Origin of the sequence: [Clostridium] ammoniilyticum, from assembly GCF_025566905.1 — a bacterium.
Lineage (GTDB): Bacteria > Bacillota_I > Bacilli_A > Erysipelotrichales > Coprobacillaceae > Faecalibacillus > Faecalibacillus intestinalis.
In genome coordinates this window covers 322,711-340,288 of sequence record NZ_JAOQJR010000001.1, presented here as the reverse complement: position 1 = coordinate 340,288, position 17,578 = coordinate 322,711, and the positions used below count along the sequence as shown (strand labels likewise).

Genomic DNA, 17,578 nt, shown 5'->3' with positions numbered 1-17,578 from the left:
TATAACTATGGAGGCGTAAAACTATGGAAAATTTATTCATTGAACATTTTTTATCGTATGAAGATTTTAGAAGCAATAAGGAAATACAAGCATTAGAGCTAAATGAAGAAGATTTGAAGGCAATCTATCAAGTGATAGATCAAAACCGTTTTTTACTCTGTAGTGAACATTATTTACCTATTCTATTTCAATCAATTATGAAAAAAACTAGTGTTGCCACTAGTTTAAAATTGAAATCTTTGTTTCAAAATCATCATTCAATATTTCTAAATTCTTGATTTTTCAACATATCTATTTCTTCTTTATAAGGAGCTTTACCATCAATATAAGGTGTTTCTAAGATCTTAGGAACATCTTTTATTCTTTCATTATGAGCAATCCCATTTAAAATATCAAAACCAATCTCACCTAAGCCAAGATTTGCATGACGATCCTTATGAGCCCCTTTAACATTTTTAGAATCATTTAAATGAACAACAAGTAAACGATCTAAACCAATCACTTGATCAAATTCATCTAAGATTGCATCAAAATTTGATAAATCATAACCTGCATCGTGAATATGACACGTATCTAAACAAACACCTAATTTTTCAGGATAATCACAATGAGAAATCAAATAATTGATTTCTTCAAATGTCTTTCCTAACTCACTACCTTTTCCTGCCATTGTTTCTAAGGCAATCTTTCCTTGATAAGGTGTATCTTTTAATACTTCATTTAAACCTTTAATGATTTGTTGAAGACCTACTTCTTCTCCAGCTTTTACATGACTTCCAGGATGTAAAACAAGAATCGATGTCCCAATATCTTGACATCTTTGGAGTTCTTGTTTTAAGAAGTTAACAGCTAATTCAAAAGTTTCTTCTTTAACCGTGTTAGCAAGATTAATGATATAAGGTGCATGAACAACAACATTTTTTAAATCAATGTTATTTTCCTTCATTAAAGCTTTTGCCTCTTCCACCTTTAATTCACTAATGGCTTTTCTTCTCGTATTTTGTGGTGCACCTGTATAAAACATAAACGTATTAGCACCATAAGATAAAGCTTCTTTTACTGAACCTAAAAGCATGTCTTTTCCAGACATTGAGACATGACTACCAATTATCATTGCCTTCCTCCATACGTTTAGCGATTTGTGCTTGACGGGCACGTTCTTTCTTTTGACGACGGATATCATCACGAATCATCGCACGTTTTTGTTTACGTACAACTTGTTCAACTTGATATTTACGTTTCTTTTTATATCCTGGTTTCACTTTTTTAGGTTTACGGATAATCATTTGAACTTGTTTTTCAAGTTCAGTTTGTTGACGAATACGTTTTTTACGTTTTTCTCTTTGTCCTAAATCCACAAATTGTCCGTTTTTAAGTTGCATATTCTTAAATTCAATCCCTTTTCTTTCAAGAATTGCAATATTTTTTTCATCCGTTGTATCATACATACTATAACAAATACCTGTATAGTTTCCACGCCCTGAACGTCCACTTCGATGAATATAAAAATCAGGTTCTGTTGGAAATTGCATATTAATGACATGAGAAACACCATCAATATCAATTCCACGTGCAGCAATATCTGTCGCAACAATGTATTGATATTCATTGTTATTGATTTGTCGCATCATTTTCTTTCTTTCACGAGGTTCTAAATCTCCGTGAATTTCTCCAACTTTATAACCATCTTCTCTTAATTGTCGCGTAATCTTTGATACTTCTGTTCTTTTATTCGCGAAAATAATACAAATATAAGGATCAATTGTTGCCATGATCTTCTTTAAAACATCATAACGATCTTGATGCTTTGTTGCGAGTAAAATATGTTCAACATTGGCTGTTGTAGCAAGTTTACTATCGATTTCAATAGTAATTGGACTTTGCATATATTTCTTTAAAAATGGTCTTAGATTTTGTGGAATCGTTGCTGAGAAAACCATCATTTGTAGATCATCAGCCATTTTTCCTGCCACAGCATCAATATCTTCTAAATAACCAAATTCTAATGTCATATCTGCTTCATCGACTACAAAAGTTTTTGCTGTTGTAATTTGTAAAGCTTGCGCATCTAAAGATAAATCTTTGATACGTCCTGGTGTTCCAATAACCACGTGTGGTTGTGTTGAAAGTTTATTAACAGCTCTTTGACGGTCACTTCCTCCAACAATCAATGAAACACGTAATTCTGGTAAATATTTTGTAAATGTTTTAGCGTTATTAAATAATTGAGAAGCAAGTTCTCTTGTTGGTGCTGTAATAACAGCTTGCACACAATCTTTATTGACATCAATACGAGACATGATTGGTAATAAAAATGCATGTGATTTACCTGTCCCTGTTTGTGAAATCCCGATAATATCTCTATTTTTTAATACAAGGGGAATGACTTTTTCTTGTATTGGGGTTGGCTTTTTAAAACCTAACTCTTTAATTACTTGATTACAATATTCTTGTAATTTAAAATCTTGAAAAGTTGCCATAAAATCCTCCTTTTTTCTTTTTTTAGTCACGTTATTATACCATATTTTTGATACATTTCAACAAATATTATGGATGGATTTTTATAATTATTCTATAATATTCTTGTTGGAGGTGATTAGATGATCTTAAATACTGGTAATCGTACAGATATTCCTGCCTTTTTTAGTGACTGGTTTTTTAATCGTATTCAAGAAGGTTTTGTCTGTGTTCGTAATCCCTATTTCCCTCATCAAGTCACAAAATATATTTTAGATCCTCAAGTCATTGATATTATTTGTTTTTGTACTAAAAATCCTAAACCAATGCTTTCACGTCTAGATTTAATTAAAGACTATAAACAATTTTGGTTTGTAACAATCACCCCTTACAATCAAACGATTGAACCCTATGTTCCCAATAAAAATGAAATTATTCGTAGCTTCATTGAACTATCTAAAAAAATAGGAAGTCATTGTATTGGTTGGCGTTATGACCCTATCTTTTTAAATGATTATTATACCATTGAATATCATCTTCGAATCTTTGAAAAAATGTGTCAAAAACTAACTGGATATACTCATCAATGTGTCATTAGTTTTATCGATTTATATCAAAAAACAAAAAAGAATTTTAAAGAAGTTCAAGAAGTAAATCAAAAAGATCAGGTCTATCTTTGTCAAAAATTTGTAGAAATTGGAAAAAAATATAACTTTGAAATCTATACGTGTCACGAAAATGAAGCTTTAAAAACAACAGGTGTTTATACAAGTGGATGTATGAATCAACAAATTATTGAAAGAGCTCTAGGTCATTCATTAAAACTACCTAAAATAAATGAAGCTAGACAAGGATGCCGTTGTTTATTAAATAATGATATTGGCGTTTATAATACGTGTTTACATAGTTGCCTTTATTGTTATGCCAATTACGATCGTGTAACTGTTTTAAAAAATATTAAAAAGCATAATAAAAAGTCCCCTTTTTTAATTGGAGACTTTCAAAAAGACGATATTATTAAAGAAGCAAAACAGGTTTCTTATATTGATCGACAACTTTCCCTATTTTAAGGGATGTGCGTGGCGATAAGCAACACCTCTAGTAATACGTAATAAATTATCTTCTCCAGGAAATTTCAAAGGTACGACTGGATTTTCTTGATACATTTTCATTACATCTTCAATATCGACAATGATTTCATCAAATTTCATGAGTCCATACATTTTAGATGGAAGTAAATAAAGTGGTTTATCAATTGTTTGATTTTTTAAAGCTCTATCTAATTCTACCTTCAAATGTGGACATAAAATAACAACATCAAAACGGTCTAATTCTTTTAATCCTAAACCAAATGGTAAAAATTCAATACTGTATTTATCTTCTAAATTTTTTTCTTTAATTTCTTTTTTCATCCTTGTTGCAATAGCACTTGAAGAAAAGCCCCCACCACAACATAATAATATTCTAATCATTTAAACACCTCACTATTTGTGAGTATAACATACCCTCTATTTCAATGTAAGGGTTTTTATTTTTCTTTGTAATTTTTATCTTATCTTTTTAAGTTTCACTTTTTTATCTTTTTATCATATTTTATAGTAGGTGATTTTATGTATCCTTATCAAAACCCCAATTATTATTACTATCAACCTCAGATGTATCCTTATTTTCAAAGAATGCCTAAAAAATTTAATTTACAACATACTCTTCATACAACGATACGAGGTATTCAAATCGCAAATCAAGTTATTCCTATTATCTATCAAGTAAAACCATTAATTGATAATACCAAACAAGGTTTGACTTTATTAAAAGCAATGAATCATTTAAATGACATAGATTTTGATGAAATAGAAAAGGAATTAAAACCAATTTCTAAAGAAAACAATGAAATATTTGAAAATATGTTATAATCATCTTTGAGGTGATAAAAGATGTTAGTAAAAGGTATTGTTCCTAGAGGTTATTGTAAAGGCGTTGTTCGTGCAATTGAAATAGCTAAAAAACAAGCACACCAAACAACACCTGTTTATATTCTAGGAATGATTGTACATAATCAATATATTGTAAATGCCTTAGAAGATTTAGGAATTCAAACAATTGATATCAAAGGAAAAACACGATTAGAACTATTAGATGAAATCAATGAAGGAAAAGTCATTATTACTGCTCATGGAGCAAGTCAAAAAGTATTTGATAAAGCGAAAGAAAAAGGTTTAGAAGTAATTGATGCCTCTTGTTTAGATGTAATTAAAACTCATGATCTTATTCAAGATAAATTAAATGAAGGTTATGAAATTTTGTATATTGGTAAAAAGGGACATCCTGAAGCAGAAGGCGCAATTTCAATTGATGAAAAAAGAATTCATTTAATAACAAATAGAGATGATTTAAAAACAATAGATCCTACTAAAAAATATGTTATGACTAATCAAACAACAATGTCTCTTTATGATGTTTATGATTTATGCGAAAAAGCAAAAGAAATTTTACCTTTTGTAGAAATTGAAAAAGAAACATGCACAGCTACTAAAATACGTCAAGAAGCTATTAAAAACATTGAAGATGATGTTGATATTATCTTTATTGTGGGTGATCCTCATTCAAACAACACAAGAAAACTTGCAAGTATTGCTCATGATTATCATACATGTGATGTTTATATGATTGAAAGTATTGAAGATTTAGAAATTGAATGGTTAAAAAATAAAAGATACGCTGCTGTAAGCTCAGGAGCTTCTACACCAACATATCTTACAAATCAAGTAATTGATTATTTAAAACAATTTGATATCAATGATTCTAAAACATATCAAAAACCTATCATTGATAAAAATAAAATATTAAACCAAAAAGATGCCTAGGCATCTTTTTCTTGTGGTAACCATTGTACTTTGAAAAAATAAATAATAAAAATCAAACTACATACGACCCATGTTGTAGGCCATCCTAAAAAGACATAAACAATATCACTTGTTACTTTTGTAATTAAGAAAAGATAAATTTGTCTTAAGAAAACAAAAGAGAATATCATCACATACATTGGAACAGCTGAACGTCCAGCTCCACGTAAAACTCCATTGATAACTTGATTGATTGGTAAAACAATATAGAATGGTAAGAATGTTAACTGCATCAATCTTCCAGCATCAATCACATCTTTTTCTTGATTAAATAAAGCAATAAAATCACGACCAAAGAAATACATAATTACTACAAAACAAGCAATGGTAAGTGTTGCTAATGCTGTTGTAATATAAGCTCCTTTTTTTACACGGTCATACTGTTTAGCTCCTATATTTTGACCAACAAAAGTTGTAATAGCCATATTAAAAGCTTGTAAAGGTAAGTTAACAAAACCATCTATTTTAATCGTTACAGAATAACCTGCTATAACAGAGGCTCCATAAACATTAATATAAGATTGAACAATGACATTTGATAAAGAAACAATACTTTGTTGAAAACCTGTAGGTAAACCAATTTTTATAATTTTTAATAAAATTTCTTTGTCAAAACCAATTTCCTTTAAAATAACTTTATAATCATCCTCTGTTTTCATTAAAACATACATGACCATAATTGCTGAAATAGCTTGAGCAATTAAAGTCGCATATCCTGCACCAGCTACACCAAAATGAAAATATTTAACAAATAAAAAGTCTAGGATAATATTAACAACACTTGAAAAAATCAAAAAATAAAGCGGTCTTTTAGAATCTCCCACCGAACGTAAGATACCTGATCCCATATTATAGACCATTACAAAAATAAGACTCCAAAAATAAATAGATAAATACGTTGAAGCTTCAGAAAACACTTCACTAGGAACACCAATTGCTTTTAAAATTGGATCATTAAATAATAAACCAACAATCGTTAAAACAACTCCCATAACAAGAGTTAAAGCGATACTATTATGAATTGCTCTTTTCATTTTACAAGTATTACCAGCTCCAAAGAATTGAGCAATGACAACTCCTGCCCCTGTTGAAATGCCCATAAAAAAACCAATCAACATATTAATAATTGGTGTACTTGCACCAACTGCCGCTAAAGCAACTTTTCCAACATAATTTCCTACAACATAAGAATCGACTGCATTATAAAGTTGTTGAAATAAGTTACCTATTAATAAAGGAATTGAAAACAAAATAATTGCTTTGACAATACTTCCTTTTGTTAAATCCTGTGTATTTCCTTTCATACATTCACCTTCCATTTATAATTTTACTCTTATTTTATTGAAAACAAAAATATTTGCACGAAATGAAAAAAATTAATTTCAATACATTCTTTTCGCTATAATAAAATTAAGTTGGAGGTTAGTTATGAATAAAAAAATTATCTTTTTTGATGTTGATGGTACTCTCGTTGATGTTAGACCTGCAAGAGAATATGTACCAGAATCAACAATCAAAGCAGTAAGAGAAACAAGAAAAAAAGGGAATTTATGTTTTTTATGTACAGGAAGATCACTTGCTGAAATCTACCCACATATTTTAGATATCGGTTTTGATGGCATCATTGGTGCTGGTGGTGGCTTTGTAACCATTGGTGATGAAATGCTTTATCATAAAAAAGTATCTAACAAAGATGTACATCGTGTCGTTGATTTCTTTGAAGAAAATGATTATGACTACTATCTTGAAAGTAATGGTGGATTATTTGCTAGTGAAAATTTAGTATCTCGCTTAGAAATGATTACTTATGGCGATTTAGAAAATGACGAAAAGGCTAGAAAGAAAAAAGCTGAACAACCAAGTCACTTTATTACATCTTTAATAGAGGGAGAAAGTATGTATCGTAGTGATGTCAATAAAATTTGTTTTTTAGAAAATAAAGATATTCCTTTTCAAACAATTATAGATAACTTTTCTGATGCATTCAATGTTATTCATTGTACCGTTCCTTCTTTTGGAGATGACTCAGGAGAATTATCCGTTGTTGGTGTTAACAAGGCAAGCGCCATTGAAGCACTTATCAATCATTTAAACATTCCTCAAGAAAATACTTTTGCCTTTGGCGATGGCATGAATGACGCTGATATGTTAGAGTATTGCCATATCGGTATCGCTGTTGGTAACGCTAAAGAAGGTTTAAAAGCAATTGCTGATGAAGTATGTGATGATATTGCTGAAGATGGTATTTATAAAACCATGAAAAAATATCAACTTATATAAAAAAACATTGGCTTTTTTTCCAATGTTTTTTTTTAGAGTAAATGTGACATTAAAATGGTTGCAAGTCCTAAAAATGCAAAGAAGCCAAACATATCTGTACATGTTGTTACAAAAACCCCACTGGCAAGGGCTGGATCAACATGAAATCTATCTAAAATAACCGGTACAAAATAACCTGCAAGTGTGGCAACGATCATGTTACAAATCATGGCGAGTCCAGCTACAACACCAAACCATGGATTACCAGCAAAGAACCAAGCCCCTGCTGAAACTAATGCCCCAATGATAACACCATTTAAAATACCAAGTCCAATTTCTTTTAATAAAACTTTGCGAGCATTTTCTTTATCTAATTCTCCTAGTGATAAACCACGAACAACAATAGTTAAAGTTTGTGTTCCGGCATTACCACCCATTCCTGTAATAATCGGGCTAATCGTTGCAAGAGCAACAACTTTCGCAATTGTTCCTTCAAAAACACTAACAACACTTGAAGCCATAATTGCTGTAAAAAGATTGACAATCAACCAAGGAATACGGTTTTTAAAAGATTCTACAAGTGTTGAATCTAAACGTTCTTCAGAACCAACACCTCCTAATAAGTTCATGTCTTCTGTTGTTTCTTCTTCGATGACATCCATAACATCATCGATATCAATAACACCTAATAAATGATGTTGTTCATCTATAACAGGCATCAAAATATATCCATATTTACTAAAAGTCTTCGCAACTTCTTCTTGGTCTTCATAATAATAAACAGCTTTAACATTTTGATTTGTAATCTCAAGCATTTGTGTATCAAAGGTACTTGTAACGATATCACCTAAAGAAACAACCCCCTTTAATACATTATCTTTATCTACAACATAAAGATAATGTCTAGGTTCTTCTTCCGTTGTTTGCAAAAATAACAATGTTTCTTTGACTGTATTATTTGCATGAATATCTAAATATTCAGTTGTCATGATTCCCCCAGCAGTTTCTGGGTTATATTGTAATAACTGTTTGACATCTTCTTTATCGTCATCTTCCAATAACTCTAAAAAAGCATTTTTTTCATCTTCATCTTCGATTGATCCGATAACATCCGTAATAACGTCATGACTTACTTCATCTAAGATTTGTTTTTGTTTGTATTTTGAAAATAAATTCAACCATTCTAAGATAAGTTCTTCATCATCTTCTTCATCTAAAATATCACCAATAACTTCATTTGGTAAATGTTCTAAAATTTCTTTTGATGAATCTTCATCTTCATGTAAAATATCAAGGATATCTGCCGGGTGAATATTTTCTAAAACTTCTTTAATTATTTCTTTATTCCCATGAAGAATTAAATTTTTTAATTCTTCAGAAGTCATTTGTTTTATCATTTATTTTCCCCCTCTTATTTAAAGAGGAACTTTACCGACGGTGGTAAATGATCCTCACTATTACCATTGTGTCCACCGGATAACGGGTCTACTATCATTATTACCACCTCCACCTTGTTCATTTTATCATAATGTTCAAACTTTTAAAGAAAAAAATCATTTTTTACATAATAAAAAGATTGATTTTATAAAAAAAGAAGATAACATTTGGTATCTTCTTATTTAGAACACATATTTCTTTGATTTTCTTGATCATAATCAAACAAACCATCATTCTTTTCTTCAAGTGCTTTAATCATATGATAAGTATATTCATTATAAGGTGTAGGAATATGAAGCTCCTTCCCCATTTTAATCAACGCTCCAGAAAACATATCAATTTCACTATGACGTTTAGCATCTAAATCTTGCAATGTTGAATAACGAGCACTTGCTGGCACAGCACTTCCTCGCGACGAAGAAGAATCAGCTTTACTTAAATCAATTCCTTTAGCGTGTGCAATAGTTTCAAGTTCATGACGTAAACCATCTTGAATAAATTTCATATGTTCACTATCTCGATAACATCCTACTCCTGCACCTAAAATAGCTTGAGGTAAATTATTACAAATATTTAAACGAAATTTACTCCAAATTTCTTCTTGAATATATTCACTTGCACGAAAGTGGATTCCTGTATTTTCAAATAATGATACTATTGCTTGTACACGTTTGCTTTGACAATGTGCTTGTAATTCTCCAAAAATAATTCCAATAGTTGTTTCAGGATCAAAACGATAACCATTTTCTTTACGTGAAGCAATCTTAATTAAAGATGGCATAAGATGTTCTTTTCCAATGGCTTCTCCAATGATTTCTTCACTATCTACGCCATTCATTAAAGACATGACAATTGTATGATCATCAACAATCGTTTGAATAGATTTTAAGGCATCTTTTAAAGCACAATATTTTAAAGAAACAATCAGTAAATCCACTCCATGTGCTTCTGTCGGTGACCATACTTCAGGATAATACATTTGATCATTGATCAAACATCCCTTTTGTAGACGTTTAGCACGTTCCCCTTCGCCAATAACACCTAATTTTACTTTTTTATCTAGTCCCCAAATAATATATGAACCTACTGCTCCAGCACCTAAAACAGCAACTGTTTTTATTTCCATTTTTCATCCCCCATTTATTTTTCTATATTGTAGCACAAAATTTATAAGTTAAAAATGTGTACTGCAATATTGAAATAAACAAGAATAGAACATGTATCTACAATTGTTGTAATAAGTGGTGAAGCCATAATTGCTGGATCTAAACCAATTTGATTGGCAACTAAAGGAAGAATACAACCAATTAATTTAGATAAAATAACTGTTACAATTAAAGATAAAGCAATCACAAAAGCAATATTAAGGTCTTGATACATCACATAAATTCTAAGTCCATTCGCAATTGCTAAAATCACCCCTACTACTAATGCAATTCTAAATTCTTTAAACATCACTTTAAAAATTTTTTTAAAACGAATTTCATTTAAAGCAATCCCTCTAATAATTAAAGTAGAACTTTGAGAGCCACAATTTCCTCCCGTATCCATTAACATAGGAATAAATGAGACTAATAAAGGAACTGCTTGAAAAGCATTTTCATATCTTGTAATAATACTTCCTGTAAGCGTTGCAGAAAACATCAATACAAGTAACCAAATAATACGATGTTTAGCATGTTCAAAAACAGATGTTTCAAAATAACTTTTATCATGTGGTTCTACAGCAGCCATTTTAGAAATATCTTCACTTGTTTCATCGACCATAACATCCATGACATCATCAACTGTTACAATTCCTACAAGCATTTTTTCATCATCTAAAACAGGTAAAACAACTAAATCATATTTTCTAAAAATATTAACAACTTCTTCTTGATCTGTATGAGTATAAACATATTGAAAATCTTCTTTCATAATTTCCTCAATACTTTTATTTTCATCATTTAATAAAATATCTTTCGTCGAAACAATTCCTATTAATTTTTTATCTTGACAAACATAACTTGTATAAATGCTTTTACAATGATTTCCATTTTGTTTAATATAATTTAAAGCATCTTCAAGTTGAGTTTCTTTCTTTAAAGAAAGAAATTCAGTAGTCATAATTGTTCCAGCACTATCTTTAGGATAACTCAAAAGTTGATTGATGACTTGTCTTTGATTTTCATCAACATGTTTTAAAAGTCTTGTTACTAAATTTGCAGGTAATTCTTCGATTAAATCTACAAGATCATCCATATATTGATTTTCAATCAATGATTCTAACTCTTTTTCACTAAACAATTCTACAAGTTGACTTTGCGTTTTAATATCCATATTTGAAAATACTTGTGCTGCTTTCTTTTTAGAAAGTAAACGAAAAGCAATAGCACAATCATCAATTTCTATTTGTTGTAAAAGATAAGCTATATCGACAGTATTGTTTTCCATTAATAAAGTATGTAATTGTTTGTATTGTTTTGTATTTAATAATTCTAGCATTAATTCTTTTTTCATTTTTATATTTCCTCCTTCTTTGAATTTGCCTTTGACAACCCTCGTCCATATAACTCACCTCCTCACAAAAAAACATCGCTGCTTGAGCGATGTTCTATTCTTCATTTCATCCGTTCAAGCTTTAGTATCACAGGGCATATCAATTACATTAAACAAAGCCTTTGCGACTTTATCTGCTAACCAGCGCATTGTGTCTCCACAATTTTGCGGCAGTAATCTTAGGATATCCAAATCCCTGCGGTAACCTCACCTACCGTTGTTTATTCAATTCATGTTCATTATATTTATTAAAATACACTTGTCAATAAAAATTTATCTTTCTCTTTTGATTTTAATACTTGCAGCAACAATAAGTCCTATTCCCGTCATTAGTCCTAATGCTAGATCAATAAAATCCATTTGCCTTTGTAAACCTATCCATTTACCTAGCTATATTGTTACTAATAAAAAACCTAATATTAGTACCAAATACCAACCCTTTTTATTCATAAGTATCTCCTTAAATTAGAATAATGATCTAATAATTATTGATTATTTAATTCTTCTAAGCATAAATTTTGATTATGCATCTTTTGCGCATTTTCTTTGCCAACATATCTAAAAATATTACAACTTTCTTTTTGTGTAATTGTTACTTTATCACTTGGATACCTTAAAACATATCCATATTCATAACTATGTTCTAAAAGCCATTGATAAACATCTGTTGAAACAAATTCAACATCTTTTATCCCATTTACTTTTAAAGAAACAGATGTTCCTAATTGAAATTCACTATATCCAGCTTGTGACGTATTTTCTTCTAAATTTAAAACATCATAGCTTTTATAAGCACTTGTCACTAAAAATCTTTTTTTAGTATTTTTATATAAATCATCATACATTTGTTTTAAAGCATTATAAGCTTCTTCATTTAAATACATGGAATAAGATAATCTTGAAATATTTTCAATCATTGTCATATGTTTAGATTCATAACCACCAATAAAAGTTGTATCATCAATTACTTGAGACATTGTATCTATTTTATATAGTCGAGAAGCATTCGCTTTTAATTCTGTATTCATCAAAATATAAAGACCTTGTGCATCATACGTACTTACCATTTCTTTAAAGAGCTTATATGTATCATCTTTTTCATTTTCTAAAGTATTTACATAATTATTTGTAAGTATAATATAACTATAATCATCATCACTATAAAGTGTCCTTAACAATTGATAATAACGTACATTATCAAAATCAAAATACGTACTTTTTTGATAAGCATAAAATAAATCATTTTTAATTAGTGTTTTAAAATATGTATCTGTTTGCGTTCCAAATTCTACTGTAAGACGATCAACAACACTATTGACATCATTAATTAAATTTTCTAATGAATCATATTTTTTAGCTTCTTTTAACTCATTATAATATTGATAATATTGTAAATGAAATTGATCATATATAATATAATCAATAAACTCATCTACTGATATTCCATGATCAATTAAATAATCCTGTTCTTCTTTATCTAAATACTTTTCTATTAAAGATCGATTATCATTATCTATACCATTTACTCGATAAAAACGATCATATTTCATATTTAATGATGTAAAAGCAAATAGAAAACATAAGGTTGCTAGAACATAAAGATGCCAGCTTTTTAATTTCATCTTCATCACCATCCCTATTATATAGAATTATAGAAAAAAAATAAAGGAATTAGCTAAAGCTGTAATTCCTTTAACCTAATCAATTCAAATACTGCTTGTATACGCGATTTTACACCTAATTTTTGAATTACATTTGATATATGATTTCTCACTGTTTTTTCACTAATATTTAACTTTCTAGCAATATCTTTTGTAGAATAATTCTTGACTAATAAATGAAATATTTCTTTTTCTCTTGGGGTTAATATAATATTCATAGTCCACTTCCTTAATAGTAGTATATGAAAATTATATTATTTGGTGTTTTGTAAAACAGTAAATAAATTTTTTGCCACTTCTTTAGGTAAGACTTCTTCTAATTGTTCAAGCGTCGCTTCTTTTAATTTTTTAACAGAACCAAAATGTTTTAATAATTCTTTTTTACGTTTTGGTCCAATACCTTCAACATCATCTAAAATAGACTGAAATAAAGATTTAGAACGAACATTTTTATGAAATGAAATCGCATAGCGATGGACTTCATCTTGCATACGTGTTAGTAAAAAGAAAAGTTCACTTTTTTTATCAATACTAATTTCATTAAAGTCACTATCAATTAAAACAGCAGTTGAATGATGATCATCTTTGGCTAGCCCACATACTTTAATACCAATATTTAAGCTATCAATGACTTCTTTTGCAACTTTAATCTGTCCTTTACCACCATCAACAATAATCAAGTCTGGTTTTTTTAATCCTTCTACAAGTACTCGATAATATCGACGATAAATAACTTCTTTCATACTACCGTAATCATCTGGTCCTTCAACTGTTTTGATTTTAAATTTACGATAATCTTTTTTAGAAGGTACCCCATCAACAAAGCAAACCATTCCTGCAACTGCATAAGCTCCTTGGATATTAGAGTTATCAAACAATTCAATTCTTCTAGGAGTAACCATATTTAATTTTTCTCCCAATTGTTTAATAGCACCTACCGTTGCCTTTTGATTCTTTTCAATCAATAAAAATTTCTTTTCTAAAGCTTCTTTTGCATTATTTGTTGCCATTTCTACAAGTTTTGCTTTTTGACCTTTTTGAGGTTTAATGATCTTGCATTCAACTATTTCTTCTAACAAAGTTGTATCAATATCCTCTGGTAATAGAATCTCTTTAGGATATGTATTTTCTTGATAAAAACCAACAATAAATTGTGTAATTTGTTCATGGACATCTTGTAAAGGTACTAGATTTAAATCTCTTGCAAGTAATTTTCCATTTCTCATAAAGAAAAGTTGTAAAGAAAGATACCCTTTATCTTGATAATAGCCAAAAATATCTCGATCAATTTGATCGGCAAATTGAACATGTTGTTTACTTGTAACATGATTGATATGCTGAATCAAATCACGGTATTCTTTTGCAAGTTCAAAATTTAAACTTTCTGAAGCTCGCATCATTTTATTTTGTAAATCATCGATGATTTCTTTGGTATCTCCTTGAATAAACTGTGTAATTTGTTTGGTTATTTTTTTATATTCTTCTTCATCTACTTCATTGACACATGGCCCTAAACATTGATTCAATTGATAGTAAAGGCATGTTTTTTTTGGAATATGATTACATTTTCTTAGAGGATACAGACGATTTAATAATTTAAATGTTTCTCTAGCTGCTGTACCATCTGGAAAAGGGCCAAAGTGTTTATGTTTTTTATCCTTAGCGTTTCGAACGATTTTCAATCGTGGGTGTCTTTCTTTTGTTAATTGGATATATGGATAATATTTATTATCCATAAAACTAATATTGTATTTAGGTGCATAATCTTTAATTAGATTGATTTCTAATAAAAGGGCTTCCTTTTCACTATCTGTCACAATATATTCAAAATCAACAATTTCTTGAACAAGCTTTGTTGTTTTATAATTATGACTTCCTGCAAAATAAGAAGAAACCCTATTTTTTAATTTTTTTGCTTTTCCAACATAAATCACCGTACCATCTTTATCTTTCATTAAATAACAGCCTGGTTGCATTGGTAAAAGTGATAGCTTATCTTTAATATATTGAAGATCCATTATTCAAAATATACCACTGTTGCACCTAATCCACCTTCATTTGGTCCACCATCTTGATAAGATTTTACATATTTATTTTTATCCAATAACTTTCGAACACCTTTTCTTAAAACACCTGTTCCCATTCCATGGATAATTCGTACTGTTGAATAATTTGATACGAGTGCTCCATCAATAAATTTATCTACTGCATTCATTGCTTCTTCATAACGCATACCAATAATATTAAGTTCATAACTTTGTTTATTAGCTCTTCGTAATGAACGGATATTAGATGTTTCTTTCTTTTCTGGAACTTTTTCATGCATAAATTGAACTTCTGTTTTTTTAGCATTCAATTTTAAACCACCCATTGAGATCGTCAACATTCCTTTTTTATTGATGTCAACAACTTCTCCTTGTCGATTAACAGATAATACTTTAACAATATCACCTATTTTATAATCATGATCTTCATGATTTTCAACTTGTTTCTTTTGATGTTTTAAATCACCTAATTGTTTTTTAGCTTGAATAACTTGATGCGGCTTAATTTGTCCTTGTAATTCTTTTAAAATTTCATCTGCTTTATTTTGTGCTTCTTCAAGAATCTTATTCGCATCACTTTGAGCCTCTTCAATCATTTTTTCTTTTTTAGATTGATAATTATCAATCAATTGTTGATAATGCTTTTCTTTATCTGCTGTTTCTTTTTGTAATTTTTCAAGAGCTTCTTTTTCTTGTAAAACAGCTGATAATTCTGATTGTAATTTTTCTAATAACTTTTGTGATGTTGTCATACTTTCATCTTTGATGATGAAAGCATGTTGAATAATGTCTTGATTTAAACCTAAATGTTTTGAAATTTCAATAGCATAAGAATTTCCTACGCTACCATCCAATAAACGATAAGTAGGTTGCATTTTTTCTTGATCAAATTCAACCGAAGCAATTTTAATATAATCTGATTCTTTCGCAAATTCTTTTAATGCACTATAGTGAGTAGAAGCTAAAATATAAGCACCTTTTTTATGTAAATAAGTTAAAATAGCTTCTGCTAAACTTTCACCTTCTTTAGGATCAGTTCCTGAACAAATTTCATCAATTATAACCAAACTATTTTTTGTCGCATGTTGCGTAATAAAAACCAATCTTTTCATATGTGATGAAAAAGTAGAAAGCGATTGTTCAATAGATTGTTTATCTCCTACATCTACAAAAACATCATCAAATAATGGAAGTTTCGCTTGAGTGACAGGAATTGGAAGTCCACAAATAGCCATTAAAGAAAGTAAACCCGCTGTTTTTAAAGCAACTGTTTTACCTCCTGTGTTACTTCCACTAATGAGTAAAATATCTTGTGGTTTCTTTAAAACAATATCATTAGCAACAACTTCTTTTTGATCAATCAAAGGATGTCTCGCTTTAAGTAACTCAATTTCCTGACAATTTTCATCAACAACTGGCATCACCATATCTAACTTTTTGCCATATTCACTAATAGCAAAAACAGCATCCATTTCTATCATGATTTCTAAATCTTCATTTAAAACACGATCATAACTTCTTACCTTTTTTGTTAGTTCTAATAAAATACGATGAATTTCTAGTTGTTCATCTTGTTTAATTTGTGAAAGTTGATTGTTGTAAGAAACAATTTCTTCTGGTTCTACATATGTTGTTCTTCCTGAAGAAGAATGTCCATGATGAATTCCCTTGATTTGAGTTTTATAAGAAACATTGACGGGTAAAACAAAATGATCATTTCTTGTTGAAATAACATCATGAGATAAATAATCTTTATTTCGTGCTCTTAATGCTTCAATTTTCTTTCTCATATTGGCTTCAATCGCTGAAATTTGTCTTCTTAAACGATAAAGCTCATGACTTGCATGATCATAAATATTTCCACTTGGATCGACGCATTTTAAAATTTCATTATATAAATCTTTAGGTAAATAAAGTAATGAAAGTATTTCAAGTAAATGACTTTGTTCAATTTCTTGATCCAAATAAGCTTGTACCTCTTGTACATTTTTTAATATTTGTACGATTTTTAATAAATCTTGAGGATAACAAACACCACCTTTTTGTGCTTTTTGAAGTATTTCTTTAATATCTTCATAAGGGGCTAAAGGAATACGTCCATAAGCATAGATGATTTTCATAGCACTTGAAATATCATCTTGATAGAGTTTTAAATCATCTATATCTTGAAAAGGCTGTATTTGATCAATTCGCTTTTTAGCCATTTCACTAAAACAATAGTTTTTAATATAATCTTGAATAAATGAAAACTCCAATGTTCGATAACTCTTTTTCATTT

General features: G+C 29.3%; 16 protein-coding genes and 1 riboswitch. Of the genes, 5 read left to right on the top strand and 11 right to left on the bottom strand.

The features are described 5' to 3' along the window. The first annotated feature begins 23 nt into the window (after positions 1-23). Entirely contained in the window at positions 24-278 is a 255-nt protein-coding gene (locus OCV55_RS01715) for a hypothetical protein (RefSeq protein WP_032090365.1), read from the top strand. Here OCV55_RS01715 and OCV55_RS01710 read toward each other — a convergent pair. Beyond that, positions 254-1,114 carry a deoxyribonuclease IV gene (locus OCV55_RS01710; RefSeq protein WP_147579624.1) on the bottom strand — a complete coding sequence of 287 codons (861 nt, stop codon included), beginning with the start codon at positions 1,112-1,114 and terminating at the stop codon, positions 254-256. The genes OCV55_RS01715 and OCV55_RS01710 overlap by 25 nt on opposite strands. Further along, positions 1,101-2,480: a DEAD/DEAH box helicase gene (locus tag OCV55_RS01705; protein WP_032090367.1), complete on the bottom strand. Its 1,380-nt coding sequence runs from the start codon at positions 2,478-2,480 to the stop codon at positions 1,101-1,103. Before OCV55_RS01705 ends, OCV55_RS01710 begins: the two co-directional genes overlap by 14 nt. A gap of 120 nt (positions 2,481-2,600) precedes the next feature. Between OCV55_RS01705 and OCV55_RS01700 the strand changes: the two genes are divergently transcribed. Further along, entirely contained in the window at positions 2,601-3,527 is a 927-nt protein-coding gene (locus OCV55_RS01700) for a DUF1848 domain-containing protein (RefSeq protein WP_147579623.1), read from the top strand. On the opposite strand, the gene OCV55_RS01695 is transcribed toward OCV55_RS01700, so the two are convergent. Next, entirely contained in the window at positions 3,519-3,929 is a 411-nt protein-coding gene (locus OCV55_RS01695) for a PTS sugar transporter subunit IIB (RefSeq protein WP_147579622.1), read from the bottom strand. The two genes, OCV55_RS01700 and OCV55_RS01695, sit on opposite strands and share 9 nt — an antisense overlap. A 138-nt stretch (positions 3,930-4,067) precedes the next feature. On the opposite strand from OCV55_RS01695, the gene OCV55_RS01690 reads away from it, so the two are divergent. Then, positions 4,068-4,370, top strand: a complete 303-nt coding sequence (locus tag OCV55_RS01690) for a hypothetical protein (RefSeq protein ID WP_107029031.1) — start codon at positions 4,068-4,070, stop codon at positions 4,368-4,370. A gap of 21 nt (positions 4,371-4,391) precedes the next feature. Then, a complete protein-coding gene (locus tag OCV55_RS01685) occupies positions 4,392-5,321 on the top strand; it encodes a 4-hydroxy-3-methylbut-2-enyl diphosphate reductase (RefSeq protein WP_147579621.1) in 930 nt (309 codons plus the stop codon). On the opposite strand, the gene OCV55_RS01680 is transcribed toward OCV55_RS01685, so the two are convergent. Beyond that, positions 5,318-6,664, bottom strand: coding sequence for an MATE family efflux transporter (locus tag OCV55_RS01680; protein ID WP_032090372.1), 1,347 nt, complete (start codon positions 6,662-6,664; stop codon positions 5,318-5,320). The genes OCV55_RS01685 and OCV55_RS01680 overlap by 4 nt on opposite strands. A 124-nt stretch (positions 6,665-6,788) precedes the next feature. On the opposite strand from OCV55_RS01680, the gene OCV55_RS01675 reads away from it, so the two are divergent. Beyond that, positions 6,789-7,640 (top strand): Cof-type HAD-IIB family hydrolase, encoded by an 852-nt coding sequence (locus tag OCV55_RS01675; RefSeq protein WP_147579620.1) that lies wholly within the window; start codon positions 6,789-6,791, stop codon positions 7,638-7,640. 32 nt (positions 7,641-7,672) lie between these two features. On the opposite strand, the gene mgtE (OCV55_RS01670) is transcribed toward OCV55_RS01675, so the two are convergent. From mgtE (OCV55_RS01670) to OCV55_RS01640, 7 genes are all read right to left on the bottom strand, one after another. After that, positions 7,673-9,016 (bottom strand): magnesium transporter, encoded by a 1,344-nt coding sequence (mgtE, locus tag OCV55_RS01670; RefSeq protein ID WP_147579619.1) that lies wholly within the window; start codon positions 9,014-9,016, stop codon positions 7,673-7,675. Between the two features lie 218 nt (positions 9,017-9,234). Then, positions 9,235-10,182 carry a ketopantoate reductase family protein gene (locus OCV55_RS01665; RefSeq protein ID WP_032090376.1) on the bottom strand — a complete coding sequence of 316 codons (948 nt, stop codon included), beginning with the start codon at positions 10,180-10,182 and terminating at the stop codon, positions 9,235-9,237. 41 nt (positions 10,183-10,223) lie between these two features. Then, the gene (gene mgtE, locus OCV55_RS01660) at positions 10,224-11,555 is read right to left on the bottom strand and encodes a magnesium transporter (protein ID WP_147579618.1); all 1,332 of its coding nucleotides are present in this window, start codon (positions 11,553-11,555) and stop codon (positions 10,224-10,226) included. Between the two features lie 101 nt (positions 11,556-11,656). Then, positions 11,657-11,820, bottom strand: a riboswitch (M-box (ykoK) riboswitch). A 259-nt stretch (positions 11,821-12,079) separates the two neighbouring features. Continuing rightward, positions 12,080-13,216 (bottom strand): D-alanyl-D-alanine carboxypeptidase family protein, encoded by a 1,137-nt coding sequence (locus OCV55_RS01655; RefSeq protein WP_267309761.1) that lies wholly within the window; start codon positions 13,214-13,216, stop codon positions 12,080-12,082. A gap of 53 nt (positions 13,217-13,269) precedes the next feature. Then, positions 13,270-13,473, bottom strand: a complete 204-nt coding sequence (locus OCV55_RS01650; RefSeq protein ID WP_022002747.1) for a helix-turn-helix domain-containing protein — start codon at positions 13,471-13,473, stop codon at positions 13,270-13,272. Between the two features lie 36 nt (positions 13,474-13,509). Then, the gene (gene uvrC, locus OCV55_RS01645) at positions 13,510-15,273 is read right to left on the bottom strand and encodes an excinuclease ABC subunit UvrC (protein WP_147579616.1); all 1,764 of its coding nucleotides are present in this window, start codon (positions 15,271-15,273) and stop codon (positions 13,510-13,512) included. Continuing rightward, positions 15,273-17,576, bottom strand: coding sequence for an endonuclease MutS2 (locus OCV55_RS01640; protein ID WP_147579615.1), 2,304 nt, complete (start codon positions 17,574-17,576; stop codon positions 15,273-15,275). The genes uvrC and OCV55_RS01640 overlap by 1 nt, the downstream gene beginning before the upstream one ends. Between the last annotated feature and the right edge of the window lie 2 nt (positions 17,577-17,578).